Source organism: Streptomyces sp. TOM-9 (assembly GCF_056858595.1).
Window position 1 is genome coordinate 4,954,698 of record NZ_JBXEQB010000001.1, and the last position, 26,375, is coordinate 4,981,072.

At 72.0% G+C, this 26,375-nt stretch carries 28 protein-coding genes; 13 read left to right on the forward strand and 15 right to left on the reverse strand.

All coding sequences use genetic code 11. The features are described from left to right. Nucleotides 1-37: 37 nt before the first annotated feature. Nucleotides 38-1,585: a glycosyltransferase family 87 protein gene (locus AC1VWI_RS23010; RefSeq protein WP_499512907.1), complete on the forward strand. Its 1,548-nt coding sequence runs from the start codon at nt 38-40 to the stop codon at nt 1,583-1,585. Between the two features lie 24 nt (nt 1,586-1,609). On the opposite strand, the gene AC1VWI_RS23015 is transcribed toward AC1VWI_RS23010, so the two are convergent. The 3 genes from AC1VWI_RS23015 to AC1VWI_RS23025 form a co-directional block, all read right to left on the reverse strand. Beyond that, nucleotides 1,610-2,641, reverse strand: a complete 1,032-nt coding sequence (locus AC1VWI_RS23015) for an alanine racemase (protein WP_499512908.1) — start codon at nt 2,639-2,641, stop codon at nt 1,610-1,612. 51 nt (nt 2,642-2,692) lie between these two features. After that, on the reverse strand, nt 2,693-3,814 hold the full coding sequence (locus AC1VWI_RS23020) for a lipid II:glycine glycyltransferase FemX (RefSeq protein WP_499512909.1): 1,122 nt from the start codon (nt 3,812-3,814) through the stop codon (nt 2,693-2,695). A gap of 143 nt (nt 3,815-3,957) precedes the next feature. Then, nucleotides 3,958-4,293 (reverse strand): hypothetical protein, encoded by a 336-nt coding sequence (locus tag AC1VWI_RS23025; protein WP_499512910.1) that lies wholly within the window; start codon nt 4,291-4,293, stop codon nt 3,958-3,960. A 291-nt stretch (nt 4,294-4,584) separates the two neighbouring features. On the opposite strand from AC1VWI_RS23025, the gene rpsF reads away from it, so the two are divergent. The 4 genes from rpsF to rplI all read left to right on the forward strand — a co-directional run bounded on the left by rpsF (nt 4,585) and on the right by rplI (nt 6,275). Beyond that, nucleotides 4,585-4,875 carry a 30S ribosomal protein S6 gene (gene rpsF, locus AC1VWI_RS23030; protein ID WP_361791024.1) on the forward strand — a complete coding sequence of 97 codons (291 nt, stop codon included), beginning with the start codon at nt 4,585-4,587 and terminating at the stop codon, nt 4,873-4,875. Between the two features lie 61 nt (nt 4,876-4,936). Next, nucleotides 4,937-5,527, forward strand: a complete 591-nt coding sequence (locus tag AC1VWI_RS23035) for a single-stranded DNA-binding protein (protein WP_499512911.1) — start codon at nt 4,937-4,939, stop codon at nt 5,525-5,527. A 44-nt stretch (nt 5,528-5,571) separates the two neighbouring features. Further along, on the forward strand, nt 5,572-5,808 hold the full coding sequence (gene rpsR / locus AC1VWI_RS23040; protein WP_026250812.1) for a 30S ribosomal protein S18: 237 nt from the start codon (nt 5,572-5,574) through the stop codon (nt 5,806-5,808). 17 nt (nt 5,809-5,825) lie between these two features. Next, nucleotides 5,826-6,275 (forward strand): 50S ribosomal protein L9, encoded by a 450-nt coding sequence (gene rplI / locus AC1VWI_RS23045; RefSeq protein WP_089225418.1) that lies wholly within the window; start codon nt 5,826-5,828, stop codon nt 6,273-6,275. 116 nt (nt 6,276-6,391) lie between these two features. Here the strand turns inward: rplI and AC1VWI_RS23050 are convergent, their stop codons facing one another. After that, nucleotides 6,392-7,735 carry an MATE family efflux transporter gene (locus AC1VWI_RS23050; protein ID WP_499512912.1) on the reverse strand — a complete coding sequence of 448 codons (1,344 nt, stop codon included), beginning with the start codon at nt 7,733-7,735 and terminating at the stop codon, nt 6,392-6,394. Between the two features lie 437 nt (nt 7,736-8,172). Between AC1VWI_RS23050 and dnaB the strand changes: the two genes are divergently transcribed. After that, a complete protein-coding gene (gene dnaB, locus AC1VWI_RS23055; protein WP_499512913.1) occupies nt 8,173-9,648 on the forward strand; it encodes a replicative DNA helicase in 1,476 nt (491 codons plus the stop codon). 53 nt (nt 9,649-9,701) lie between these two features. On the opposite strand, the gene AC1VWI_RS23060 is transcribed toward dnaB, so the two are convergent. Next, nucleotides 9,702-10,568 (reverse strand): GNAT family N-acetyltransferase, encoded by an 867-nt coding sequence (locus AC1VWI_RS23060; RefSeq protein ID WP_499512914.1) that lies wholly within the window; start codon nt 10,566-10,568, stop codon nt 9,702-9,704. An 84-nt stretch (nt 10,569-10,652) separates the two neighbouring features. Between AC1VWI_RS23060 and AC1VWI_RS23065 the strand changes: the two genes are divergently transcribed. The 4 genes from AC1VWI_RS23065 to AC1VWI_RS23080 all read left to right on the forward strand — a co-directional run bounded on the left by AC1VWI_RS23065 (nt 10,653) and on the right by AC1VWI_RS23080 (nt 14,606). Beyond that, complete coding sequence (locus AC1VWI_RS23065; protein ID WP_499512915.1) at nt 10,653-11,606, forward strand: LysR family transcriptional regulator; 954 nt, start codon at nt 10,653-10,655, stop codon at nt 11,604-11,606. Next, entirely contained in the window at nt 11,567-12,199 is a 633-nt protein-coding gene (locus tag AC1VWI_RS23070; RefSeq protein ID WP_499512916.1) for an HAD family hydrolase, read from the forward strand. Before AC1VWI_RS23065 ends, AC1VWI_RS23070 begins: the two co-directional genes overlap by 40 nt. A gap of 255 nt (nt 12,200-12,454) precedes the next feature. After that, nucleotides 12,455-13,894, forward strand: a complete 1,440-nt coding sequence (locus AC1VWI_RS23075; RefSeq protein WP_499512917.1) for a globin domain-containing protein — start codon at nt 12,455-12,457, stop codon at nt 13,892-13,894. Between the two features lie 52 nt (nt 13,895-13,946). Then, a complete protein-coding gene (locus AC1VWI_RS23080) occupies nt 13,947-14,606 on the forward strand; it encodes a pyridoxamine 5'-phosphate oxidase family protein (protein WP_499512918.1) in 660 nt (219 codons plus the stop codon). A 42-nt stretch (nt 14,607-14,648) separates the two neighbouring features. On the opposite strand, the gene AC1VWI_RS23085 is transcribed toward AC1VWI_RS23080, so the two are convergent. From AC1VWI_RS23085 to AC1VWI_RS23110, 6 genes are all read right to left on the reverse strand, one after another. Next, nucleotides 14,649-15,176, reverse strand: a complete 528-nt coding sequence (locus AC1VWI_RS23085; RefSeq protein WP_499512919.1) for an NUDIX domain-containing protein — start codon at nt 15,174-15,176, stop codon at nt 14,649-14,651. A gap of 103 nt (nt 15,177-15,279) precedes the next feature. Continuing rightward, nucleotides 15,280-16,176 carry a LysR family transcriptional regulator gene (locus AC1VWI_RS23090; protein WP_499512920.1) on the reverse strand — a complete coding sequence of 299 codons (897 nt, stop codon included), beginning with the start codon at nt 16,174-16,176 and terminating at the stop codon, nt 15,280-15,282. A 226-nt stretch (nt 16,177-16,402) separates the two neighbouring features. After that, nucleotides 16,403-17,539, reverse strand: coding sequence for a cystathionine gamma-lyase (locus AC1VWI_RS23095; RefSeq protein ID WP_499512921.1), 1,137 nt, complete (start codon nt 17,537-17,539; stop codon nt 16,403-16,405). An 81-nt stretch (nt 17,540-17,620) separates the two neighbouring features. Beyond that, a complete protein-coding gene (locus AC1VWI_RS23100) occupies nt 17,621-18,508 on the reverse strand; it encodes a fructosamine kinase family protein (protein ID WP_499512922.1) in 888 nt (295 codons plus the stop codon). Beyond that, a complete protein-coding gene (locus tag AC1VWI_RS23105; protein ID WP_499512923.1) occupies nt 18,505-19,026 on the reverse strand; it encodes a low molecular weight protein-tyrosine-phosphatase in 522 nt (173 codons plus the stop codon). The genes AC1VWI_RS23100 and AC1VWI_RS23105 overlap by 4 nt, the downstream gene beginning before the upstream one ends. A gap of 24 nt (nt 19,027-19,050) precedes the next feature. Continuing rightward, the gene (locus tag AC1VWI_RS23110; protein ID WP_499512924.1) at nt 19,051-19,428 is read right to left on the reverse strand and encodes a phage holin family protein; all 378 of its coding nucleotides are present in this window, start codon (nt 19,426-19,428) and stop codon (nt 19,051-19,053) included. Nucleotides 19,429-19,485: 57 nt separating this feature from the next. On the opposite strand from AC1VWI_RS23110, the gene AC1VWI_RS23115 reads away from it, so the two are divergent. Together AC1VWI_RS23115 and AC1VWI_RS23120 are read left to right on the forward strand one after the other, a co-directional pair. Continuing rightward, nucleotides 19,486-19,803, forward strand: coding sequence for a cupin domain-containing protein (locus AC1VWI_RS23115; protein ID WP_499512925.1), 318 nt, complete (start codon nt 19,486-19,488; stop codon nt 19,801-19,803). Between the two features lie 122 nt (nt 19,804-19,925). Then, nucleotides 19,926-20,138 carry a DUF5326 family protein gene (locus AC1VWI_RS23120; RefSeq protein ID WP_018558186.1) on the forward strand — a complete coding sequence of 71 codons (213 nt, stop codon included), beginning with the start codon at nt 19,926-19,928 and terminating at the stop codon, nt 20,136-20,138. Between the two features lie 43 nt (nt 20,139-20,181). Here the strand turns inward: AC1VWI_RS23120 and AC1VWI_RS23125 are convergent, their stop codons facing one another. From AC1VWI_RS23125 to AC1VWI_RS23135, 3 genes are all read right to left on the reverse strand, one after another. Next, nucleotides 20,182-21,657 (reverse strand): flotillin family protein, encoded by a 1,476-nt coding sequence (locus tag AC1VWI_RS23125; protein ID WP_499512926.1) that lies wholly within the window; start codon nt 21,655-21,657, stop codon nt 20,182-20,184. A gap of 120 nt (nt 21,658-21,777) precedes the next feature. Beyond that, nucleotides 21,778-21,978: an NfeD C-terminal domain-containing protein gene (locus tag AC1VWI_RS23130; RefSeq protein WP_018558188.1), complete on the reverse strand. Its 201-nt coding sequence runs from the start codon at nt 21,976-21,978 to the stop codon at nt 21,778-21,780. 19 nt (nt 21,979-21,997) lie between these two features. Continuing rightward, entirely contained in the window at nt 21,998-23,296 is a 1,299-nt protein-coding gene (locus AC1VWI_RS23135) for a YibE/F family protein (RefSeq protein ID WP_499512927.1), read from the reverse strand. 181 nt (nt 23,297-23,477) lie between these two features. On the opposite strand from AC1VWI_RS23135, the gene thiC reads away from it, so the two are divergent. Next, nucleotides 23,478-25,244 carry a phosphomethylpyrimidine synthase ThiC gene (gene thiC, locus AC1VWI_RS23140; protein ID WP_499512928.1) on the forward strand — a complete coding sequence of 589 codons (1,767 nt, stop codon included), beginning with the start codon at nt 23,478-23,480 and terminating at the stop codon, nt 25,242-25,244. Between the two features lie 10 nt (nt 25,245-25,254). Here the strand turns inward: thiC and AC1VWI_RS23145 are convergent, their stop codons facing one another. After that, on the reverse strand, nt 25,255-26,337 hold the full coding sequence (locus AC1VWI_RS23145) for a hypothetical protein (RefSeq protein ID WP_499512929.1): 1,083 nt from the start codon (nt 26,335-26,337) through the stop codon (nt 25,255-25,257). Nucleotides 26,338-26,375 lie beyond the last annotated feature (38 nt).

Here is a 26,375-nt window from a genome sequence, read left to right on the forward strand (position 1 = left end):
CGCTCCGCGCGTGGCGATGTAGGGCAGGATGTGGCCCATGACGATCGTGCGCGAAGACCCCCACCACGAGGCCTCGGAGGCCGAGGCGGTCGTGCCCCCGACCCGCGAGGACCCGGTCGCCGTGGCCGGGAGCGAGGTCATCGGCGGCCCGCTCGGCCGCTTCGCGGCCGTGGGGCGGCGGGGCTGGTGGAACCCCCTGCGCGTGGTCGTGCTGGTCGCGATCGGGATGTTCGCGCTGGGCATGGTGCAGAAGCTGCCGTGCTACGACAGCGGCTGGTTCTACGGGGCGAACGCCCAGTACAGCCACGCCTGCTACTCCGACATCCCGCACCTGTACTACGGCCGGGGCTTCGCCGACGACCTCGTCCCGTACTTCGACCGCATCCCGGACACGGTCTCCGGCGGCATGGGGTACCTGGAGTACCCGGTCCTGACGGGGCTGTTCATGGAGGTCGCCTCCTGGCTCACCCCGCACGGCGGCACGATCCAGCACCGGGAGCAGATCTACTGGTTGGTCAACGCCGGGATGCTGCTGGTCTGCACCGCCGTCATCGCGGTCTGCGTCGCCCGGACCAACCGGCGCCGCCCGTGGGACGCGCTGCTGCTCGCGCTGGCGCCCGCGTTCGCGCTGACCGCGACCATCAACTGGGACCTCTTCGCGGTCGCCCTCGCGGCCGCCGGGATGATGCTGTGGTCGCGCAACCGGCCGCTGGCCGCGGGCATCCTGATCGGGCTGGCGACGGCCGCCAAGCTCTACCCGGTGCTGCTGCTGGGGCCGTTGTTCCTGCTGTGCCTGCGGGCCGGGAAGCTGAAGGCCTGGGGCGCGGCGGTGGGCGGTGCCGCGGTGGCCTGGTTCGTGGTGAACGTTCCCGTGATGCTGCTCGCCTGGGACGGCTGGGCGAAGTTCTACACCTTCAGCCATGAGCGGGGCATCGACTACGGCTCGGTCTGGCTGATCATCTCCCAGCAGACCGGCAAGTCCATCGACGGCGCGAACTCCTACGCCATCGCGCTCATGCTGCTGTTCTGCGCCGGCATGGCGGGGCTGACCCTCTACGCCCCGCGGCGCCCGCGCTTCGCGCAGCTTGCCTTCCTCGTCGTGGCCGCCTTCATCCTGACCAACAAGGTCTACTCGCCGCAGTACGTGCTGTGGCTGGTGCCCCTCGCGGCGCTCGCGCGGCCGCGCTGGCGGGACTTCCTGATCTGGCAGGCGGCCGAGGTCATGTACTTCCTCGGGATCTGGTCGTACCTGGCGTACACGACGGGCGGCAACAGCAAGGGCCTGCCCCAGGACGGCTACCACCTGGCCATCGCGGCGCACCTGATCGGGACGCTGTACCTGTGCGTGGTCGTCGTCCGCGACATCGTCTTCCCCGAGCGCGACGCGGTCCGCCAGGACGGCTCGGACGACCCCTCGGGGGGCGTGCTGGACGGGGCGGAGGACGCGTTCGTGCTGGGGCGGTCCCCGCACCGGCCGCGGCACGCGGCGCCGCTGCAGGGCGGGCCCGAGGACGGTCACGGCTACGGCGAGGCGCGCCCGGTGCAGTGGGGCGTGGACCCGGCGCCGCCGGCCCCGCCCCACTGAGCGGAGGGGACGCCAGGGGGGCGTTCAGCGGTCGACGACGCGGTCGAACGTGGTCGTCGTGTGCCGCAGGTGCGCCACCAGCTCGTCCCCGACCGCCGGGGGCGCCACGTCGCCCGGCAGGAAGAGGATCGACACCTGCATGTGCGGGGGCTCGGCGAACCAGCGCTGCTTGCCGGCCCACACGAAGGGCGACAGGTTGCGGTTGATGGTGGCCAGACCGGCCCTCGCGACGCCCTTGGCGCGCGGCATGACGCCGTGCATGGCCTTGGGGGCCTCCAGGCCCACCCCGTGCGACGTACCGCCCGCCACGACGACCAGGTGGCCGTCCTCGGAGGCCTTGTTCTGGCGGTAGCCGAAGCGCTCGCCCTTGGCGATGCGGGTGACGTCCAGGACGGCGCCCCGGTACTCGGTGGCCTCGTGGTCGCCGAGCCACAGCCGGGTGCCGATCCGGGCGCGGAAGCGGGTCTGCGGGAACTGGTTGCGCAGCTGGGTCAGCTCGCCGGCCTTCAGGTGGCTGACGAACATGGTGTGCAGCGGCAGCCGGGCCGCGCGCAGCCGCTCCATCCAGCGGAAGACCTCCTCCACCGCGTCGGAGCCGTCGGTGCGGTCCAGCGGCAGGTGGATGGCGAAGCCCTCCAGGCGGACGTCGTCTATGGCCGAGTGCAGCTTGACCAGGTCGTCCTCGCTGACGCCGTGGCGCCGCATGCTGCTCATGACCTCGATGACCACCCGGGCGCCGACCAGGCCGCGCACGCCCTCCACGGAGGACACGGAGCGGATGGCGCGGTCCGGCAGGGGCACCGGCTCCTCGCCCAGCCGGTACGGGGTCAGCACCAGCAGGTCGCCCCCGAACCAGTCCTTGATCCGTGCGGCCTCGTACGTCGTGCCCACGGCGAGGACGTCCGAGCCGAGCCGGATCGCCTCCTCGGCCAGGCGCTCGTGGCCGAAGCCGTACCCGTTGCCCTTGCAGACGGGGACCAGCCCGGGGAACTGCTCCGCCACGGACTGCTGGTGCGCACGCCAGCGCGCGGTGTCGACGTACAGGGTGAGCGCCATGGCCGGAACGAGGACCTTTCTGCGGTGTCTGCGGTCGGTCGGGCAGGTGGGTCAGCGGCGGGACATGTAGATGTCGAGCGCCTTGTGCAGGAGCTTGTTGAGCGGGAAGTCCCACTCGCCCAAGTATTCGGCAGCCTGCCCGCCGGTGCCCACCTTGAACTGGATGAGACCGAAGAGGTGGTCGCTCTCGTCGAGCGAGTCGCTGATGCCGCGCAGGTCGTACACGCTCGCGCCGAGCGCGTAGGCGTCCCGCAGCATCCGCCACTGCATGGCGTTGCTCGGCCGGACCTCGCGCTTGTGGTTGGCCGACGCCCCGTACGAGTACCAGACGTGCCGGCCGACGACGAGCATCGTCGCGGCGGCGACCGCCTCGCCCTCGTGCTGGGCGAAGTACAGCCGCATGCGGTTGGGGTCCTCGGAGTTGAGGACCTGCCACATGCGCTGGAAGTAGGACAGGGGCCGCGGGCGGAAGTGGTCGCGCTCGGCGGTCACCTCGTACAGCTGCTGCCACACGGGGAGGTCGTCGTAGCCGCCCTGGACGACCTCGACGCCGGCCTTCTCGGCCTTCTTGATGTTGCGCCGCCACAGCTGGTTGAAGCCCTTCTGGACGTCGTCCAGGCTGCGGTTCTCCAGCGGGACCTGGAAGACGTAGCGGGGCTGCACGTCGCCGAAGCCGGCGCCGCCGTCCTCGCCCTGCTGCCAGCCCATGCGGCGCAGCCGGTCGGCCACCTCGAAGGCGCGGGGCTCGATGAAGGTGGCCTCGACGTCGCGCAGGCGCTTGACGTCCGGGTCGGCGATGCCGGACTTGATGGCGGCCGCGTCCCAGCGGCGGATGACGACCGGCGGGCCCATCTTCACGGAGAACGCGCCCTGCTGCTTCAGGTGCGCCAGCATCGGGCGCAGCCACTCCTCCAGGTTGGGCGCGTACCAGTTGATCACCGGGCCCTCGGGGAGGTAGGCGAGGTAGCGCTTCACCTTGGGCAGTTGCCGGTAGAGCACCAGGCCGGCGCCGACCAGCTCACCGGTCTTGTCGTCGAACCAGCCGAGGTTCTCCGAGCGCCACTCCGTCTTGACGTCCGCCCAGGCGGGAACCTGGCAGTGGCTTGCCGAGGGCAGGCTCTGGATGTACGCCAGGTGCTGTTCCCGACTGATGGTCCTCAGGGTCAAGCTCATGCGGGGCGCTCCCCATCGCTGCGGCTACGGCATTGCTGACTGCACTACTGCGCCGAAGCCTACTGCGAACGGCGAACGCCCCCACGAGGGCTGTGGACAACTCGGTCCGCGGCTTCGCCCGGCGGGGGCCGGGAAACGGGGGGCTAGGACACCACCCCGCCGAAGAGGCCGCCGTGGGCCATGCCGATGTAGAAGCCGACCGCGGCCAGCCCCATGCCGATGATGAAGAAGAAGCGCTCGGCCGTGGTGGCGGAGCGGTACTGCCCGACGGCGCCCACGAGGATGCCGACCAGGCCGGCCCAGGAGCTGAGCAGGTGCAGCCCGCTCCAGAACGCCGCGATGGAGGAGATCAGGCCGAGCACGACGGTCGCGACGGCCAGGGTGTTCTCCACCGGGTGGGGTCGGCCGTCCGAGTTGAGGGTGCTGAGGATCCGCTGGTAGAGACGGCTGCCGGTGGTGGGTCGCACTGCCTGTGCCATAGGGCACCTCCGTGATGGAGAGGTGGCGCATCGTAGCGCCGGACACACCCGATGTGTACAGATTGCGGGCTTCCGGGGCCGGATTTCAACCGGAAGCCACGAGGCGGGTAGTGTGTACCGTCTGCACCGGTGTCTGTGCAGGTCCACACGACGGTCCCGAAGGGCCTTCGGGGAGTGATCCCCGGAACGCCGCGGGCGTTGTCGGTGGGCCGCGATACCGTTGCGACGCGATGCAAACCCTCCTGCCACGGAAACGCCGTGGCCGCTGAGTCCAAAGGAGGTGGGTTCCACATGCGTCACTACGAGGTGATGGTGATCCTCGACCCCGATCTCGAGGAGCGTGCTGTCTCCCCGCTGATCGAGAACTTCCTCGGCGTCGTCCGCAATGGCGGCGGCAAGGTCGAGAAGGTCGACACCTGGGGCCGTCGTCGTCTTTCGTACGAGATCAAGAAGAAGCCCGAGGGCATCTACTCGGTCATCGACCTCAACGCCACTCCTGAGGTCGTCAAGGAGCTCGACCGTCAGATGAACCTGAACGAGTCGGTCCTCCGGACCAAGGTCCTCCGTCCCGAGACCCACTGAGCCTGACGGCTCAGGCAGTCGGGAAACCGAGAAGCCAAGCAAAGCCGAGAGGTCACTCACCATGGCAGGCGAGACCGTCATCACGGTCGTCGGCAATCTCGTCGACGACCCCGAGCTGCGCTTCACCCCGTCCGGTGCGGCGGTCGCGAAGTTCCGTGTCGCGTCCACTCCCCGCACCTTCGACCGGCAGACCAACGAGTGGAAGGACGGCGAGAGCCTCTTCCTCACGTGCTCGGTCTGGCGGCAGGCGGCGGAGAACGTGGCCGAGTCGCTCCAGAAGGGCATGCGCGTCATCGTGCAGGGCCGTCTGAAGCAGCGCTCGTACGACGACCGCGAGGGCGTCAAGCGGACGGTCTACGAGCTGGACGTCGACGAGGTCGGCGCCAGCCTGCGCAGCGCGACCGCCAAGATCACCCGGGCCAGCGGCGGCGGCGGTGCCTCCCGCGGCGGCCAGGGCGGTTACGGCGGCGGTGGCCAGGGCGGCCAAGGCGGCGGCTGGGGCGGTGGCCCCGGTGGCGGCCAGGGCGGTGCGCCCGACGCCGACCCGTGGGCGACCGGTGCTCCGGCCGGTGGCGGCCAGGGCGGCGGTGGCGGCGGCTGGGGCGGTGGCTCCGGCGGCGGCGGCGGTTTCTCGGACGAGCCGCCCTTCTAAGGGCGGCGGCGTACCAAACTTCTTGATCACACTGGAGAGAGACAATGGCGAAGCCGCCTGCTCGCAAGCCTAAGAAGAAGGTTTGCGTGTTCTGCAAGGACAAGATCACCTACGTCGACTACAAGGACACGAACCTGCTGCGGAAGTTCATCTCCGACCGCGGCAAGATCCGTGCCCGCCGGGTCACCGGCAACTGCACCCAGCACCAGCGCGACGTCGCCACGGCCGTGAAGAACAGCCGTGAGATGGCGCTGCTGCCCTACACCTCGACCGCTCGCTAAGGAAGGGTGACCGAGCAATGGCGAAGATCATCCTCACCAACGAGGTCAGCGGCCTCGGTGCCGCCGGCGATGTCGTCGAGGTCAAGAGCGGCTACGCCCGCAACTACCTGATCCCGCGCGGCTTCGCGATCGCGTGGACCAAGGGTGGCGAGAAGGACGTCGAGCAGATCCGCCGCGCGCGCCGGATCCGTGAGATCGCGACCGTCGAGCAGGCCAACTCCTTCAAGGCGCAGCTCGAGGGCGTCAAGGTCAAGCTGTCGACCCGCGCGGGCGACGCCGGCCGGCTGTTCGGTTCGGTGACCCCGGCCGACATCGCCGCCGCCGTCAAGGCCGCGGGCGGTCCGGACGTGGACAAGCGCCGGATCGAGATCGGTTCCCCGATCAAGACGCTGGGCTCGCACAAGGTGTCGGTGCGTCTGCACCCCGAGGTCGAGGCCGCTCTCGACGTCGAGGTCGTCGCTTCCTGACCCTCGCGCACCGCGTGAACGCCGGGCCCGGAACCGCGAGGTTCCGGGCCCGGCGCCGTTCCACGTACGGGAGCCGTGCGGAAGGCGTGCGGGAGGCGTACGGCAGGGCCCGCGGGTCAGGCGCGTACGGCGCCGGTGACGGCCCACTTCCCCGAGCGGGCGCGCCAGTGGAGGCCGGCCAGCCGGGTGAGCATCATCAGCCCCATCGCCCACCACAGGGCGGTGAGTCCCCCGCCCAGGGCCGGTACGGCCAGCGCCACCGGGGCGAAGACGGCGAGGGTGACGACCGTGGACCAGGCCAGGTAGGTGCCGTCGCCGGCGCCGATGAGGACCCCGTCCAGCACGAAGACCACGCCGCAGACCGGCTGGGAGAGCGCCGCCACCAGCAGGACGGCCGCCAACTGGGAGCGCACGGCCGGGTCCGGGGTGAACAGCGGGGCGATCAGCGGCCGGGAGACGGCCAGGAGCAGGCCGATCACCACGCCGGAGGCGATGCCCCACTGCACCATGCGGCGGCACGCAGCCCGGGCCCCGGCCACGTCGTCGGCACCGAGGTAGCGGCCGATGATGGCCTGACCCGCGATGGCGATGGAGTCCAGGGCGAAGGCCGCCAGCGACCAGAGGGTGGTGGTGATCTGGTGGGCGGCGACGGAGGCGTCCCCGAGCCGGGCCGCGACCACGGTGGCGAGCAGCAGGACGGCCCGCAGGCTCAGGGTGCGGATCAGCAGGGGCGTCCCGGCCTGGGCGCAGGCGCGGATGCCGGCGAGGTCGGGCCGGAGCGAGGCGCCGTGCCGGCGGGCGCCGCGGACCACGACGACGAGGTAGACGGCCGCCATCGTGTTCTGGGCGATGACGGTGCCCCAGGCGGAGCCGGCGATGCCGAGGCCGACGCCGTACACCAGCACCACGTTGAGCACGGCGTTCACGGCGAAGCCGCCGACGGCGACGTAGAGCGGGGTACGGGTGTCCTGCAGCCCGCGCAGCACACCGGTGGCCGCGAGGACGACGAGCATCGCGGGGATGCCGAGGGCGCTGATCCGCAGGTAGGTGACGGCGTACGGCGCCGCGGTGCCCGAGGCGCCGAACAGGTCGGCGAGGGCGGGCGCCGCGGGGACGGCGACGGCGACCACGGCGGCGCTGATGAGGAGGGCGAGCCAGATGCCGTCCATGCCCTGGCGGATCGCCGCGGGCAGGTCGCCCGCGCCGACCCGGCGGGCGACGGCGGCGGTGGTGGCGTAGGCGAGGAAGACGAAGACGCCGACGAGGGTGGTCAGCAGGGCGCCCGCGACACCGAGCCCGGCGAGCTGCGACGTGCCGAGGTGGCCCACGATCGCGCTGTCGGCCATGAGGAAGAGCGGTTCGGCGACCAGCGCGCCGAAGGCGGGCAGCGCGAGGCCTATGATCTCGCGGTCGTGGCGGCGTACGGCCTGCTGGGGGGAGTGTTCGGCGACCTGGGGCACCCGGCAAGGGTAATCATCCACATGTAAGGGATGCAAGGCAATGCAGCCTCTTACTTCCGGCTGCGCAGGGTGATCTCCTCCGTGCCGTTTGTCGTGATCTTGGGCCGAGCGGGCAAGTTTTTCTTGTCCACAGTGGGTGGATGAAGAAAGCGCAGGTCAGCCGCGTGATCATTGGGTGATTGTGTGCTTGTCCACCGCGCTGTCCCCCGCCCTGTACACAGCTGGAGCGGGCTTCTCCACAGGTAGGGGCGGTTCTTCAACAGGTCATCCCCAGCCCCTGTGGATAACCGTCTTGGCTGTGGACCCCGCGGACCCCTACCGTGGGGCGTCGCCCGACGTGCCACAGGTGTGTCCGGGCGGCTGATTGTCAGAGCCGTGGCGTAGGAAGTGGAACACGACGCAGCGGTCCGCGTCGGACGGGAGGAGGTGGCAGGGGGGTGAGCCAGCCCGAACCCGCGGACGACCATTGGGGGAGCGAGCCGCCGTTCCCGCCGGACGGTCCCGGCGACCGCCTGCCCGTCTCCCGCTTCCGCCGGAGGGACGAGCGGGACCGCGACCGCGACCGTGACGACGACCGCGGAGCGGCGGGCTTTGAACGCGTACCCCCGCAGGACCTGGACGCCGAGATGTCGGTGCTCGGCGGCATGCTGCTGTCCAAGGACGCCATCGCCGACGTCGTCGAGGTGCTGAAGGGCGCCGACTTCTACCGGCCCGCCCACGAGACCATCTACGCCGCGATCCTCGACCTCTACGCCCGCGGTGAGCCCGCCGACCCCATCACCGTCGCCGCCGAGCTGACCAAGCGCGGTGAGCTCGTGCGCGTGGGCGGGGCCCCCTACCTGCACAGCCTCGTCAACGCGGTGCCCACCGCCGCCAACGCCGAGTACTACGCGGAGATCGTGCACGAGCGCGCGGTCCTGCGCCGGCTCGTCGAGGCGGGCACGCGCATCACGCAGATGGGGTACGCCGCCGACGGCGACGTCGACGAGATCGTCAACTCCGCGCAGGCCGAGATCTACGCCGTCACCGAGCAGCGCACCAGCGAGGACTACCTCCCGCTCTCCGAGATCATGGAGGGCGCCCTCGACGAGATCGAGGCCATCGGCTCGCGCAGCGGCCAGATGTCCGGGGTGCCCACCGGCTTCGCCGACCTGGACTCCCTCACCAACGGCCTGCACCCGGGCCAGATGATCGTCATCGCCGCCCGTCCCGCGATGGGCAAGTCCACGCTCGCGCTGGACTTCGCCCGTGCCTGCTCGGTCACCAACGGCATGCCCAGCGTCTTCTTCTCCCTCGAAATGGGCCGCAACGAGATCGCGATGCGCCTGCTGTCCGCCGAGGCCCGGGTCGCCCTGCACCACATGCGCTCCGGCAACATGACCGACGACGACTGGACGCGGCTGGCCCGCCGCATGCCCGACGTCTCCGCGGCGCCCCTCTACATCGACGACTCGCCGAACCTGTCGATGATGGAGATCCGGGCCAAGTGCCGCCGGCTCAAGCAGCGCAACGACCTCCGCCTGGTCGTCATCGACTACCTCCAGCTGATGCAGGCGGGCGGTTCGCGCCGGCCCGAGAGCCGTCAGCAGGAGGTCTCCGACATGTCCCGTAACCTCAAGCTCCTGGCCAAGGAGCTCGAGGTGCCGGTCATCGCGCTCTCCCAGCTGAACCGTGGCCCCGAACAGCGCACGGACAAGAAGCCCATGGTCAGCGACCTGCGTGAATCTGGCTCCATCGAGCAGGACGCGGACATGGTGATCCTGCTGCACCGCGAGGACGCCTACGAGAAGGAGTCCCCGCGCGCGGGCGAGGCCGACCTGATCGTCGCCAAGCACCGCAACGGCCCCACGGCCACCATCACCGTGGCCTTCCAGGGCCACTACTCGCGCTTCGTGGACATGGCCCAGACCTGAGCCACCCGGGGGCGGCGATCCGCCGTGCGACCTTCGCGCGGCAGGACGGCGGTTCAGCCCAGGGCCACCATCAGCGGTGTGTGGCGGCGGTGTTCGTCGCCGGGCAGGTCACGGTCACCGAGCACCATGAGGGTGTTGGGGAAGACGGGGGTCACGCCGTGTTCCGCGGCCCAGCCGTCGAGACCGCCGGGGGTGCCGGTGCGCAGGTCGAGGCGGACGGGTGTGCCCGCGTCGCGGGTGATCGCGTCGATCAGCCCCTTGGCCCCGGCCGCGCTCCCGGCCACGACGGGCCCCACGACCAGGGTGTCCGCGTTGAGCCAGGCCGAGGCGTAACCGGTCAGGACACCGTCCTCCTCGGTGACCAGGAGGCGTTCGGCGAACCGCGGCAGGTCGCGCAGGAGCGGTGAGCGGTCCGCGCCGAACACCTCGGCGTCGAGGACGAGCAGGGCCGGCAGGTCGGCATCGGTGAAGGGCCGCGGCCGCGCGGCGGCGGGACCGTCGGCCCCGGCGGGTACCGACGGGGCGAAGCGGCCGCGGTGCGTGACGACGGTGCCGACCGCCCGGAAGCCGAGCTTCTCGTAGAGGGGGCGGCCGCGGTCGGTGGCGTGCAGGGTGACGGTGTCGTCGCCCGCCTCGGCCAGGACGTGGGTCATGATGCGCCGCCCGAGGCCCTGCCCCTCGTACCGGGCCGCGACCAGGACCATGCTGACCGCAGCCAGGCCGCCCGCGTAGCGCGTCAGGACGGTGGTGGCGGCCAGGCCGTCGCCGTCGGGGGCGTCGATGCCGTAACCGGTGCCGTGGGTGAGCAGGAAGCGCCACTTGTGCTCCTCGGCGCCCCAGTCGCGGCTGACGGCCAGCGCGCTGCAGGCGGGGAGGTCGGCGGGGGTGAGGCGGCGCACGGGGGCCGTGGGGGATGTCATGCGGGCAGCGTGCCGTGGCGGCGGCGTGCGGCACCCATAGTTTTCCCCTATGGGCATCGGCCGGAGCCTGGCTATCCTCCGGGGGTGACGCTGACCTTGCCCGGCCTGCGGGCGTTCGTGGCGGTGGCGCGTACGGGCTCGTTCTCGGCGGCCGCGCGGCAACTCGACGTACGGCAGCCCACGGTGAGCGAGTCGGTGCGCCGGCTGGAGGCCGCCGCGGGGCGGCCGCTGCTGGTGCGGAACCGCGAACGGGCCGAACTGACCGACCTGGGACGGCGGATCCTGGCCCACGCGGTGGCGGCGGTCGACGCCGCGGACGAACTCGAGGGGCTGCTGGACGGGGCGTCCCGGCCGTTCACCGTGGGCTTCCTGGGGGAGGCGGCGGCCGGCCGCACCCGGGAGCTGCTGGACCTGGTCCAGGCCCGCGCCCCGGGCGACGTGCGGCTGCGGCGCTACGACTTCGACGACCCCTCCTGCGGGCTGCTGGACGGGCACTCCGACCTGGCCATCGTGTGGCCCCCGTTGGACGCACCGGGACTGGGGATGGTGACCGTCTCCAGCGACCGGCGCTGCGTGGCGCTGCCCGCGACGGACCCGCTGGCCCGCAGGAGCGAGGTAGCGCCCGCCGAACTGGGCGGCAGGACCTGGGTGGTGCCGCGGACCGGGGACGCGGCCTACGCCGGCTTCCGCCATCCGTCGGCCGTGGGCGTGGTCCACGTGGCCGGGACGGTGCCGTCGGGGTCGCTGGAGGAGACGCTCGAACTCGTGGCGGCGGGGCGGGGTTGCGCACTGGCGAGCACGGCGACCGACGAGCACTACGCGCGGTCGAACGTGGTGATCGTGCCGCTGGCCGGGGACGTGCGCTGCACGGTCGCGCTGGCCTGGCGGGCGGCGGACCGCAGGCCCGCGGTCCGCGGGGCGGCGGAGGACGCCGCCCGGCTGTTCGGAGGGACGCCGCCGGGGACCGGCCGGGCGGCGGGTGACGAGGGAGGGACCGCGTGGGACGGCTGCACATCTTCGACATGGACGGGACGCTGATGCACGGCTCCTCGGCGAGCATGGAACTCGCCCGGGAGCTGGGGCTGGTGGCGGAGTTCCGCGAGCTGGAGCACGCGCTCGGGCGGGGTCTGCTGGATTCGCCGGGCTACGCGGAGCGGGCGTACGAGCTGTGGCGGGCGCTCACCCCGGCGCAGGTGGCGACGGCGTTCGAGGGCGCCCCGTGGCTGGCCGGGATACGGGAGGTGTGGGCGGACATCGCCGCCCGCGGGGAGCACTGCGCGGTGGTGTCGCTCTCCCCGGACTTCTTCGTGCGCCGGCTGCTGGAGTGGGGGGCGCACGAGGTGCGGGCGTCGGTCTTCCCGGAGTTCCCGTTCGGCCCGGCGGCGGGACTGGACGTGGCGGGGATCCTGCTGCCGGAGACGAAGGTGACGGCGGCGGACGAGCTGTGCGCCCGCTACGGGGTCAGCCGCGCGGAGTGCGTGGCGTACGGGGACTCGCTGTCGGACACGGCGCTCTTCGCGGCGGTGCCGGTGTCGGTCGCGGTCAACGGGGACCACCACGTGAGCGGGCTGGCCAGCCATGCGTACACCGGGCGTGATTTGCGTGAAGCGTATGCGCTGGTCGTGGGCTGAATACGTGACGGTGGAACTGTGGTGATCGTCACGGGAATTGAGTGACGGTTGTGAAAGCAGTGACTCGGGGTAGGGTCGTCAGGGTTCCGCGGCAGCGGGGCTTCACATTCGGCTGAGCTTAACGGGATCGGTAACCGCGTTTCCCGTACTTCCGGCTATTTGTCCGGGCGGCGTGAAGTCCTGGCAGGCTTTCCGCGCAGGATGTGTGGCCGATGTACGGACACCGACCGGGAGAAGCTCGAGGCGAAGCTGACCATGGACGCTCTGACCACGAACGCGGCCGAACCGGGAAAGGGAGCCGGGGCTGGGTCCTCCGGATGGTTCACGCCGCACACACCCCCTGACGGGCCGAGACCCCACCACGAGGGCGGGGGCGGCGGCGAGCCGAGCCGCCCGGTACGGCCCATAAGGCCGGTGGGCACGGGAGCCGGGCGGAACACCGGCCCCGGCCCGGCGCTGCCCCGGCCCGGCCCCCCGCAGGACGCGCCGGGGCCGCGGCACCACCCGGAGCCGCCGGACAGGCAGCCCCCGCCCCGGGCCGAGGCCCGGCCGCGGTCGCGGCAACCGAGCGCGGACGCACTGCTCATCCGGCGGACGATGGAGGAGGTCGCGCCCGTAGCCGACAAGACGACGTCGTATTTCTATGCACTTTTGTTCATACGGCATCCGGAGTTGCGCGAACTCTTTCCGGCCGCGATGGACGCGCAGCGCGACCGATTGTTGAAAGCGCTCCTCACCGCCGCGGAACACATGGACGACGCCGAGATACTCACCGAATACCTGTCCCACCTGGGCCGCGGCCACCGGAAATACGGCACCCGGCCCGAGCACTATCCGGCCGTGGGGGAATGCCTGATCGGGGCGCTGACCCGGTACGCCTCGGCGGTCTGGAACGACGAGGTCGAGGCGGCCTGGGTGCGCGCCTACACGGCGATCTCCCAGATCATGATCGACGCGGCGGCGGCCGACGAGAAGCACGCGCCGCCCTGGTGGCAGGCGGAGATCGTCAGCCACGAACCGCGCACCTCCGACATCGCGGTGCTCAGCGTCCGCCCCGACCAGCCCTACCCCTTCCTCGCGGGCCAGTACACGACCCTGGAGACGCCCTGGTGGCCGCGGGTCTGGCGGCACTACTCCTTCGCCAGCGCCCCCCGCCCGGACGGCCTGCTGGTCTTCCACGTGAAGGCCGTGCCGGCCGGCTGGGTCAGCGGGGCGCTGGTCCACCGGGCCCGGCCCGGCGACGTGCTGCGGCTCGGTCCTCCGGGCGGCTCCATGGTCGTGGACCACAGCACCGACAACGGACTGCTCTGCCTGGGCGGCGGCACCGGCATCGCCCCCATCAAGGCCCTGGTCGAGGACGTCGCCGAGCACGGCCGCCGCCGTGCCATGGACGTCTTCTACGGCGCCCGCAGCGACCACGACCTGTACGACCTGGACACCTTGGTGGGGCTCGCCCGGCGCCACCCCTGGCTCTCGGTGCGCCCCGTGGTCTCCCACGGCCGCGGCGAAGTGGGGCTGCACGGCCCGCTCCCCGAGATCGTGCGGCAGTACGGCCCCTGGCCCGAGTACGACGCGTACCTCAGCGGGCCGCCCGGGATGATCCGCAGCGGCGTCGACACCCTCGTGCGCAGCGGCATGCCCTCCCAGCGCATCCGGCACGACCTGATCGAGGAACTGGTCGCGGCCGGCGACTGAATCCGCTCCGCCCGCCCCCCCGGCCCCACCACCCCCCCCACGAGGAGAAACGTTGCCGCAGGAACGTCCCGGAAGTGCGGGAGAGCACCGCGTCCAGGAGGAGATGGGCACGGCCGACCGCGCGGACCGCTTCTACACCGAACAGGTGCTGGACCACCTCAACCCGCTGATGCGGGAGTTCACCGAGCGGCAGGAGATGTTCTTCCTGTCCACGGCGGACGCCCGGGGGGAGTGCGACAGCACCTTCAGGGCAGGCCCGCCCGGCTTCCTGACCGTGCTGGACGAGCGGACCCTGGTCTACCCCGAGTACCGGGGGAACGGCGTGATGGCCTCGCTGGGCAACCTGCGCGAGAACCCGCACGTGGGCATCCTGATGCTCGACTTCACCCGGGACCGGATCGGACTGCACGTCAACGGCCGCGCGCGGGTGGTCCCGGACGGCGCGATGCGCGCCCTGCACCCCTGGCTCCCGGTGGACCCGGTGCCCGGCCGCAGGCCTCAGCTGTGGGTACGGGTGAGCGTCGTGGAGGCGTACGTCCACTGCTCGAAGCACATCCCGCGGATGGCGAAGGTGCCCCTGCAGGGCGGCCGGGCCTGGGGCACCGACGACGTGCGGCGCAAGGGCGGCGACCACTTCCGGGCGGCCGCAGACGCCGCGCGCTCCGCCGCCGCGCGGCCCGGCGGCGCGGGCCCGGGCTGGTTCGGCGTCTGAGGCCGCCCCGCTCGGCCCGCTGCCGGCCGGGCCGCCCCGAGGTCAGCCGAGGTCGGCCGAGAGCAGTCCCAGCACGCCTTCGATGTTGCCGTCCAGGTAGTGCCGCAGGGTCAGCGGGACGATCTCCACGGAGGCGAGCCCGACCCGGCTGAAGGGCACGCGGACCACGTCGTACGTCCCCGAGGGCTCGTCCACCTCGGGGCCGTGCCGCCGCGAGGGGTCCATGGAGGCCAGCCGGCACACGAAGAAGTGCTGCACCTTCACGCCGTGCGAGCCGTCCTCGCCGATGTGCTCGACGGTGTCGACGAAGGCCGGGACGACATCGGTGACCTTGGCGCCGAGTTCCTCGTCCAGCTCTCTGTGGAGCGCCTCGACGATGGTGGCGTCCTCGCCTTCGACCCCGCCGCCGGGGGTGACCCAGTACGGGTGGAGCCCGGGCTTGGTGCGCTTGATGAGCACGAGGGAGTCGCCGTCGAGCAGGATGGCACGGGCGGTGCGCTTGACCACCGGCCGGGTGGCCGGGGCGGTCGGTGCACCGGGTGTGGCAGGTGCTTCGATGTCCGGGGGCATGCCTGAGATCTGCCGCGGCGCGGGAGGCGGCAAACGCCCCCGGGACGGCGAATCGGAACGCCGCGTTCTCGCGGAGGTCACCTGCCGTACGCCGGGCGCGCGGTCACCAGGCCGCGGAGGAGCGCATCAGCTGCTCGTGCACCCGCGCGATGTGCGGCAGCGCGAGCGTCCCGGCGCGCACCGAGACGAAGTACGTGCGCAGGGGTGGCACCGGCGGCTCCAGGAGCGCCTTGGCGGCGCCCGCCGTGATGGCCTCGCAGCACAGGTAGCGCGGCAGGACGGCCATGCCGACCCCGGCGACCACGCACTCCAGGACCGCCCTCAGGTCGGGCACGACCACGGCGGGGACGATGGCAGGGGTGGTGTCGAAGACCGCCGACCAGTAGTGGTCGATCAACGGCATGCCCTCGTCGTAGGAGATCACGGGGATGTCGTCGAGGACCTGTGCCCCGTGGGTTCGCACCGCGAGCGGGCCGCCGATCCGCTCCTGCCAGACGGGCGCGGCCACGAGTATCTGCTCCTCGTCCCACAGGGCGCTGGCGGTCAGCAGCCGGTCGCGCGGCCGGAGGGTGCCGATGGACAGGTCGTGGTGGCCCGCGGCGAGGCCGGCCAGGGCCTCGTCCTCGCCGGCCAGTGCGATCCGCAGCTGCAGGCCCTCGGCGACCAGCGGGGCGAGGGCGGGGAGGGCGCGCAGGGAGGTGAAGGTGGGCGGCCCGGCGAGGTGCAGGGTGCGGTTGCCGGACTCCTCGTCGAGGTCCGCCTCGGTTATCTCCAGGAGGGCGTCGAGGTGCGGGGCCACCCGGTGGGCCAGGTCGTCCCCGACGGGGGTCGGGGCGACGCCGCGCGGCAGGCGCAGGAACAGGGGGCGGCCCACCTGCCGCTCCAGGCTGCGGATCTGACTGGTGACCGCGGGCTGCGACAGTCCCAGCAGCTGGGCGGCCCTGGTGAAGGAGCCGGCCCGGTGCACGGTGACGAACGTGCGCAGCAGAGCCAGATCCATGGAACCGCTCCCTCCCAGCCACCGGTACGACCCCAACATATAAATATATCGATAGGTCTGTATCGCAACTGTGATTGGACACTGACGCAGAGTCAACTAGCCTTGTTCGAGCGGATCTCCGCGCGTAAAGCCAGGGTGGTCCGAGCCACGAGGGGGGAGGCTCGGGCCACCCATTCTGCGTAGGTCCCTCTACGTAGATATATCTGTTTGAGATGAACGAACGGGGTCAGCGCGCGGCGGCGTCCAGGGCCTGCGTCACGTCCCGCAGGATGTCGGCCGCGTCCTCCACCCCCACCGAGAAGCGGACGAAGCCCTCGGGGACCGCGTCGCCGCCCCAGCGCGCCCTGCGTTCCGCGGTGCTGGTCACGCTTCCGAAGCTGGTGGCCTCGGTCGTCAGCAGCAGCTCGGACAGGAAGCGCTCGGCGTGCTCCTTGTCGGGCAGCGTGAAGGACACGACGCTGCCGAACCGGGTCATCTGCGCGGTCGCGACGGCGTGCGCCGGGTCGTCCACCAGACCCGGGTGACGGACGTCGGTCACCTCGGGGCGCCGGCGCAGCGCGGCGGCGAGCTCCAGGGCGTTGGCGGCCTGCTTGTCCACCCGCAACGCGAGCGTGGACAGCGAACGGTGGGCCAGCCAGGCCTCCATGGGACCGGGGATCGCGCCGACCGTCTTGCGCCACATCCGCACCCCGGCGGCGAGCTCGGGCCGACGGGTGGTCACGTAGCCCAGCAGCAGGTCGCCGTGGCCGGACAGCGCCTTGGTGCCGCTCGCCACCGAGAAGTCCGCGCCCAGGTCGAGCGGACGCTGGCCGAGCGGGGTGGCGAGGGTGTTGTCGACCGCCACGAGCGCGCCCGCGGCGTGCGCGGCGTCGGCCAGCCGGCGGATGTCGCACACGTCGAGGCCCGGGTTGGAGGGCGTCTCGATCCACAGCAGCCGGGCGCCCTCCAGCACCTTCAGCTGGGCGTCGCCCGCGGTGGGCGCCAGGCGGACCGAGACCCCGTAGTCCTCCAGGCGGCCCTGGAGGGTGCGCGTCGCCTGGTAGCAGTCGGAGGGCAGCACCACCGTGTCGCCGGAACGCACCTGGGAGAAGAGCACGGAGGAGATGGCGCCCATGCCCGAGGCGAAGGCCAGCGTCTGCGCGGGGACGTCCGGGGACTCCAGGGCGGAGATCGCCTCCTCCAGCCGGGTCCAGGTGGGGTTCTCGTCACGGCCGTAGGTGTACGGGCCGGTGACGTCGCCCGGCAGGTGGAAGTGCGCGGCGAACACCGGGCCGGGCAGCGCCGGCTCGTGGGGCCGGGCCGGCGGGCGGCCCGCGTGCACACTGCGGGTGCTGTCCCCGGGTCTGCTCTCGTACTCCGTCATCGCCCTCTCCTCGCTCTCCCCGTCTTCGCGAACGTACAGGCGGAAGATACCGGTGTACGGGCCAACGAACACGGCCGTCCGCTAGGCGGACGCGAGGGCCTCACGGGCGGCCCGGCCCGCGGCGGCCCCGTAGCCCGCCCCGAACAGGACGGCGTGCACCAGCAGGGGGTGCAACTGGTGCAGCGGCACCCGTTCCCGGCGGCCCGGCAGCGGCCGGACCTCCTCGTACGCGGCGAGCACCCGCTCCAGGTGCGGGCAGCCGAACAGCTCCAGCATCGCCAGGTCGGCCTCGGGGTGCCCGCCCTGCGCCGCCGGGTCGACGACGCGGGCGCGGCCGTCGGCGGCGTACAGGACGTTGCCGGACCACAGGTCGCCGTGGATCACCGCGGGCGGCTGCGGGGGGCCGCCGATCCGCGGCAGCAGCTCGCAGACCCGCTCGACCGCGCGGACGTCGGCCGGTGTCACGGCGCCGTCGTCGGCGGCCTGCCGCAGGAAGGGCAGCAGCCGCCGGCCGGCGTGGAAGGAGGGCCAGTCCCCGGGGGAGCCGGACGCCTGCCCGGAGCCGGGCGACGGCAGGGGGAGCGAACCGATGTAGGCGGGGTGTGCCGTCCCGTACCCCGGGGCGGGGACCCGGTGGAGGGCGGCGAGTTCACGGCCCAGGCGCTCGGCGGCGGCAGGGGTGGCCGGGCCGGGCTCGACCCACTCCAGGACGAGCGTGCGCTCGTCGGCGGCGAGCACCTCCGGTACGGCGACCGTGCCGGTCCCGCCCAGCAGCCGCAGGCCCGCGGCCTCGGCGGCGAAGAAGCCCGGCGGCGCGTCTGCGAGGGACTTGGCGAAGACCGTGCCGCCCGAGCGGCGCCGCAGCCGTACCGCCCGGCAGATCGAGCCGCCGCCCACCGGGCCGAGCTCGGTCACCGGCTCGCCCAGCAGGGCGGCGACCCGGTCCGCGAGTCCGGCCGGACGGGTCACGGTGTGGGTGCGGGCTCGCCGAGGGCGTCGCGTACGGCCTCCAGCAGGCCGTCGGCGGCGGCCTCGCACATCCCCAGGCACTCCTCGAAGCCGCCGATGTCCCCGTAGTAGGGGTCGGGCACGTCCAGGTCGCGGCCGTCCGCGCCGGGGTCGTAGGAGCGCAGCAGCCGCACCTTGGCGGCGTCCTCCGCGGTCGGCGCCAGCCGGCGCAGGTCCCGCAGGTGGCCGGAGTCGAGGGCGATCACCAGGTCGAGCCCGGCGAACCACTCGGGCTGGAACTGGCGCGCGATGTGCTCGTGCCCGTACCCGGCCGCGCGGAGCACGGCCACGGTGCGGTGGTCGGCGCCGTCGCCCTCGTGCCAGGAGCCGGTCCCCGCGCTGTCCACGACGACCAGGGCGCCGAGTCCGGCCTCCTCGACACGGGCGCGGAAGACGGACTCGGCCATCGGCGAACGGCAGATGTTGCCGGTGCACACGAAGCACACCCGCAGCGGGGTGCGGGAGGACGGAGCGCTCATGGGCTCCATGATGCAGCCCCGGGGTCAGTCCTCGTCCGGCAGGACCATGTTCAGGGCCCAGGAGACGATGCTGATGATCAGACCGCCGAGGAACGCCGCCCAGAAGCCCTCGACGTGGAAGTCCAGGTCGAGCTTGCCGGAGATCCAGGAGGTGAGCAGCAGCATCAGGGCGTTGACGATCAGCGTGAACAACCCGAGGGTGAGCACGAGCAGGGGCAGCGAGAGCAGTTTCACCAGCGGCTTCACCAGCCAGTTCACCACGCCGAAGACCAGGGCGACGAGAATGAGGGTGAGGGCCTTGTGCGCGGTGTCGTCACCGGTGAGCGTGATGTTGCCCACGAGCCAGATGGCCACCAGCAGGGCGCCGGCGTTCGCGAGCGTCTTGACGACGAAGTTCATCATGGCTGAGATCGTCGCAGAAGTGATCCCACAGGCACAGGGGCGAGAGGGAGCGGGTAAGTGAAGGTGTTCCGGCTGGACGACCTGGAGGCCGAGCGGGCCGCCAACGAGGGCGCGTACCTCGGCTTCCTGCGCGAGCGGAACATGTCCGCCGGGCTCTACGCCCTGCGGGCCGGGGAGCTCGACCCGCAGAAACCGCACGCGCAGGACGAGATCTACCTGGTCGTGAGCGGCCGGGCGCTGATCACCGTGGGGGAGGAGACGACGCACGTCGCGCGCGGCAGCGTGGTCTACGTCCCGGCCGGGACTCCGCACCGCTTCCACCACGTCACCGAGGACCTGAACGTCATGGTGGTCTTCTCGCCCCCCGAGGCGTGAGGGCCTCCGCCCCCGGGTTCCCGTAGGGGGAGGGTCAGGGACGGATGGGGACCGCGAGGCCTCCGCAGGGGGCCGCCGCGGCCCTAGCCTGGGAGCGGAAGGACGACAAGGAGGAGGAAACGGTGAAGCTCTTCGAGGGCCTGCCCTGGTGGGTCAAGTGGGTCGCGGTGCCGGTGATCGCGATCGTGGTCTTCGGCGGCATGATCGCCAGCGCGATCGGGTTCCTGTTCTGGCTGCTGTTCAAGGTGCTGGTCTTCGTGGCACTGGTCGGCGGTCTGGTGTACGTGGTCAAGAAGTTCACCTCGTCCTCGTCCGACTCCCGCGACAAGTGGTGACCCCGTGGGGCCCGGTCACCGGGCCCCACGGGAGGTGCGCCGCTCAGTCCTGGAGCCGCACGCGCTCCGGGCCCCGCGGCGCCGCACCGTTCGGCGGGGCGTCGCCGCCGGTGCCGGTCGCGCTGTTCATCTGGGCGAGCAGCTGACGGGCCAGGCCCAGGCCCGTACCACCCATGGTCAGTGCCTTGGCGAACATCTCCGACATCCCGTCGGCGCCGTTCAGCAGCACCATGTGGTCCACGTTGCCGAAGGCCTCGGCACCCGCCCGGACGATCTCCGGCCAGTTCTCGGCCAGCTGCTGGGCGACGACCGCCTCCTGGTTCTCCGCCAGGGCCGCGGCCCGCGCCTTGATCGACTCGGCCTCGGCCAGGCCCTTGGCCTTCGCGGCCTCGGCTTCCGCCAGACCCCGCGCCTGGGTCGCGGCGGCCTCGGCCTCACCTGTGGCCCGGGTGGCCGCGGCGGCCGCCTCACCGCCGATCCTGGTCTGCTCCGCCTGCGCCGCCGCGGCCGTTTTGACGCGGTTCGCCTCGGCGATGGCGGCCAGTTCCGTCTCGCGGGCCTTCGCCTCGGCCGCCGAGATGCGCGCGTCGCGCTCGGCCTCGGCCAGCGTCCGCTTCTCGTACGCGGAGGCGTCCGCCGGCTTGCGGACGTCCGCCTGCAGCTGCTGCTCGCGCCGCTGCGCCTCCAGTTCGGCGACCCGGGTCTCCTGGACGACGACCTCCTGCCGGGCCGCCGCCTCCGCGAGCGGGCCCGCCTGCCGGGAGGACGCGGTGGCCTTGTCCCGCTCGGCCATGTAGCCGGCCTGCAGGATCTGGCTGTCCCGGGTCGCCTCCGCCATGCGGGCCGCGGCCTGCTGCTCGGCCTCGGTGGCCAGCCGGTCCGCCTCCGCCTGCGCGATGCGCGCGTCACGCTGGACGGCCGCGGCGTGCGGAGCGGCCAGGTTGTTGATGTAACCGGTCGGGTCGACGATCTCGTGGATCTGCAGCGAGTCGATGATCAGACCGAGCTTCTCCATCTCCGAGCCCGAGGCGGCCCGGGTCTCGGCGGTGAGCCGCTCCCGGTCCCGGATCATCTGCTCCACCGTCAGCCCGCCCACGATGGAGCGCAGATGACCGGCGAAGACGTTGTGCACCCGCTCGGGCATGAACTTCTGCTGGTCCAGGAACCGCCGTGCCGCGTTGGCGATGGAGACCATGTCGTCGCCGACCTTGAAGATGACCACGCCGTGCACCTTCAGCGGGATGCCCTGCTGGGTGACGCAGTCCACGTTCAGCTCGGCCTCGTTGAGGTCGAGCGAGAGCCTGCGCACCGCCTGTACGCCGGGCAGGACCAGGGTCCCCCGTCCCGTGACGATGCGGAACCCCATGCCCTCCCCCACACCGTCCGTACGGTGCTTGGAACCGGAGATGACCAGTGCCTCGTTGGGCTCGGCGACCCGCCACATGAGCCGGAACAGGCCGATCAGGATGATGACCGCGACGAGCGCCCCGCCCGCCGCAACGCCGATGAGCATCGGCATACGCCCCCTTACGAATGGCCCCGATCGGGGCCGCGTACGGGAGTGTGCGCCTGTGGGTGACGGTCCGGTAGGTCCTGGCGGATCCTTGTTGCTTTCTTGACGCGGAGCGGAGCGATCCGCTCAGCCGTACGCGGGCGCCACGTACACGGTCCGCGGCGGCAGGTGCTCGACCACCACCACGACCGTGCCCTTCTCGATGCGCTCCCCGGCGGTCGCCGGGTACGCCAGGAACGCCTCCGCACCGCCCCGCACGTGCACGATCACCTCGCCGACCAGCCCCGGCCCGACCGTCCCGGTCACCCTGCCCTGCAGTCCGACCACGTCCCCCGCCCCTCCCGGCTCACTTGGCGCGGCGCCGGTGCCCGCGACCGGTGCCCGTGGGAACAGTGTCGCCGCTGCCGCGGTCCGCCGACACCACCAGCGCGGCCAGCGCCGTCGTCAACGGCACCGCCACCACCAGGCCGATGCTGCCCACCAGGGTGCGCACGATCTCCTCGGCGACCAGCTCGCTGCCCGCCACCGCCAGCACCCCGCGCTCCGCGATGGAGAAGAGCAGCAGCAGCGGCAGCGCCGCACCCGCGTACGCCAGCACCAGGGTGTTGACGACCGAGGCGATGTGGTCCCGGCCGATGCGCATCGCCGCCGAGTACAACTGCCGCGGGCCGGCCGACGGGTTCGCCTCCCGCAACTCCCACACGGCCGAGGTCTGGGTGACCGTCACGTCGTCCAGGACGCCGAGCGAACCGATGATGATGCCCGCCAGCAGCAGACCGCGGATCTCGATGTCCGGGTAGAGGGAGTGGATCAGCCCGGTCTCGTCCGAGGTGTTGCCGCTGAGCAGCGCCCAGTCGATGAAGACCGAGCCCAGGACGCCGATCAGCAGCAGCGAGCACAAGGTGCCCAGGACCGCCACCGAGGTACGGGCGTTCAGACCGTGGCACATGTAGAGCGCGATCAGCATGATGGCGCTGCCGCCGATCACCGCCACCAGGAGCGGATTGCTGCCGTGCAGGATCGCCGGGAGGATGAACAGCGTCAGCACGGCGAAGCTGATGACCAGCGCGGCCAGCGCCAGGATCCCGCGCAGCCGCCCGACCACGACCACCACCGCGGCGAAGATCCCGGCCAGCAGCCACAGGGGGAACGCCCGGTCGAGGTCGGTCACCGAGTACTGCAGTTCGCGCGGCGCCTGGGGCGCGTACGCCAGCAGCACCTTCTGGCCCTTGGTGTAGTGCCGGGTCTGGGTCGGCTGCACGATCTCGGTGAAGGTGCGGCCCGCGTCCTTGCCCGAGGTGACCTCGATGGTCGCGCGCTGGCAGATCGCCGGACCGGACGGCGCCGCCGACGGCCCGGGGGAGGGAGCGGCGCCGGCGCCCGGTTCGGCGTTGACCTCCGAGCACTTGACGTCCTCGACCTTCACCACCCGTCCGGACTGCGTCTGCTGGTCGAAGCCGACGCCGGTGCGGTCGTGCTCCGGCACACCGCCCGGCCACAGCACCACCAGGCCGGCCACCACGGCCGCGACGAAGGGGACGAGGACGGCGGCGATGACCTTGCGCAGGTGCCGGGAGACCGGCGGCACCGGGCCGTGACCGTGTCCGTGACCATGGCCGTGCGCGTGCGGGTGAGTGGAGTCCACCGCCCGATCATCGCAACACCCCCTGGTGTGCGTCAGCGAGGACCCGCTAGCGTTGAGGCACCTTTGCAAACGCGGGAGCTCGGAGCACCGGGCTGAGAGGGCGCTGACCGGCCGAGGGGCCACCAGCTGCGCCGACCGCTGAACCTGTTACCGGGTAATGCCGGCGTAGGGAGTGGGTCTCATGACCATGCAGGATGCACGCGCGCGCGAAATCGGCTGGCACAAGGGGTACGTGACCGGGTCCCGCCCGGACATCGCGGTCCCCGTCCGCCGGGTGCACCTGACCAACGGCACGGACGTGACGCTGTACGACACCTCCGGCCCGTACACCGACCCGAACGTCACCACCGACGTCCGCCGCGGCCTCCCGCCGCTGCGGGAGAACTGGATCGTCGCCCGCGGCGACACCGAGGAGTACCCCGGCCGCCCCGTCCGCCCCGAGGACGACGGCCTCAAGCACACCTCACCGCGCGGCGGCCTGCGCAACCTGGACGCCGTCTTCCCCGGCCGTCCCCGCCTCCCCCGGCGCGGCCGGCCGGGACAGCCGGTGACCCAGCTGGCGTACGCGCGGCGGGGCGAGGTCACCCCGGAGATGGAGTACGTCGCGCTCCGCGAGGGCGTCTCCCCCGAGGCCGTCCGCGAGGAGATCGCGGCGGGACGCGCCGTCCTGCCGGCGAACGTCAACCACCCGGAGATCGAGCCGATGGTCATCGGCAAGCGGTTCCTGGTGAAGGTCAACGCCAACATCGGCAACTCGGCCGTCACCTCCTCCATCGAGGAGGAGGTGGACAAGATGACCTGGGCCACCCGCTGGGGCGCCGACACGGTCATGGACCTCTCCACCGGCCGCAACATCCACACCACACGCGAGTGGGTGCTGCGCAACTCCCCCGTCCCCATCGGCACCGTCCCCCTCTACCAGGCCCTGGAGAAGGTCGACGGCAAGGCCGAGGAACTGACCTGGGAAATCTACAAGGACACCGTCATCGAGCAGGCCGAGCAGGGCGTCGACTACATGACCGTCCACGCCGGCGTGCTGCTGCGGTACGTCCCGCTGACCGCGCGCCGCAAGACGGGCATCGTCTCCCGCGGCGGGTCGATCATGGCGGCCTGGTGCCTGGCGCACCACCAGGAGAGCTTCCTCTACGAGAACTTCGAGGAGCTCTGCGAGATCCTCGCCGCCTACGACGTCACCTACTCCCTGGGCGACGGCCTGCGTCCCGGCTCCATCGCGGACGCCAACGACGAGGCCCAGTTCGCGGAGCTGCACACGCTCGGCGAACTCAACACCGTCGCCAAGCGGCACGGCGTGCAGACGATGATCGAGGGGCCGGGGCACGTCCCCATGCACAAGATCAAGGAGAACATCGACCTCCAGCAGGAGATCTGCGAGGAGGCGCCGTTCTACACCCTCGGCCCGCTCACCACCGACATCGCGCCCGCCTACGACCACATCACCTCAGGCATCGGCGCCGCGATGATCGCCTGGTGGGGCACGGCCATGCTCTGCTACGTCACCCCCAAGGAGCACCTGGGCCTGCCCGACCGCGACGACGTCAAGACCGGCGTCATCACCTACAAGATCGCCGCCCACGCCGCCGACCTCGCCAAGGGCCACCCCGGCGCCCAGGAGTGGGACGACGCCCTGTCCGACGCCCGCTTCGAGTTCCGCTGGGAGGACCAGTTCAACCTGGCCCTCGACCCGGACACGGCACGGGCCTTCCACGACGAGACGCTGCCTGCGGAGCCGGCCAAGACCGCGCACTTCTGCTCCATGTGCGGGCCGAAGTTCTGCTCCATGCGGATCTCCCAGGACATCCGCCGCCAACACGGCGGCACGCCCGAGGAGATCGAGGCCGGCATGGCGGAGAAGTCCCGCGAGTTTGCCGCCTCGGGCAACCGCGTCTACCTCCCGGTCGCCGAGACGGGCGGCAGGTCGGCCGGCTGACCCGGCCGCCTCAGCGGAGGGGGGCCCGCCAGGCCACCAGTCCGGGCCGGCCCGCCTCCGCGAAACCCACCGCGAACGGCTTGTCGCCGTCGTCCGTCACCAGGTGGATGCTGCACTCGGTCACGCTGTCGCCCGGCGGGACCATCCGGGCGACCCAGTCGGACGGACAGCCGGGGACCTTCGTGTCGAGGACGAAGGAGGTTTTGCCCCGAATCTGCCGACCGCTCTCGGTGAGCAGGCGGACGTGGCCGTTCTGGTCGGGGTAGAGGTCCTTCGGCCCGGTGTTGGTGTAGGTGACCGACACGTAGTACGGGACGCCGCGCCGCTCGTTCCCGTTGAGGTCGAGGTCCAGCGCCGCCAGGTCGGCCGCCCTGCCCCGCCGTACGGACACCAGCGTGGCGGGCAGTTCGAGGACGCCGTCTTCGCGGGCGTCCCACTGGACGGGGATGACCTCGCCCGGCTCCGCCAGCCCGGCGGACGCCGCCTCGATGCCGCCCTCGACGGGCCAGGCGGCGACCGCGCCGCCCTCGTCGAGGTAGCCGTCGGCGTTGTGCGTCAGCGACAGCACGCCGACGCCCTCGGGCAGGGCGTAGGTCACGCAGGTGGTGTACGAGTCGCCGGGCGCCAGCGTCTTCGGCGCGGTGTCCGCGCAGGGCAGGTCGATCCCGCCCGGCCTGCCGCCGCTGACCCGGACCTTCTCCCCGCGCGCCCAGTCGGTGCCGTTCAGGGCGAAGTCGCTGTCCACCGTGTAGGCGGCGGGGATCTTCTGCCGGCCGGTGTTGGTGACCTCGAAGGTGAGGTAGTGGGGGACCATGCCCTTCAGCCCCTTGTCCGCGCGAGCCCCCCGCATGTCCTCCTCCGAACCCCGGACCAGGCTCTTGACCGTGATCCTGACCTCGTACGACCGGTCGTCGGTGTCCGTGTGGACGACGTCCCGTGCGCCGGTCCGCACCGGCAGGTCCGTCCGGGAGGCGGGCCTCTCCGCGGCTCGCTCCGCGGCCCCGCCCGGGCCCTGTTCCCCCGCGCACCCGGCGAGGAGGGGTATCGCCGCCGCGCCCAGGGAGGCCTTCCTGACGTAGCTGGACAGGCGCATGGACTCCCCTTGCCGCACGATGATCCGGATCCGCCGGA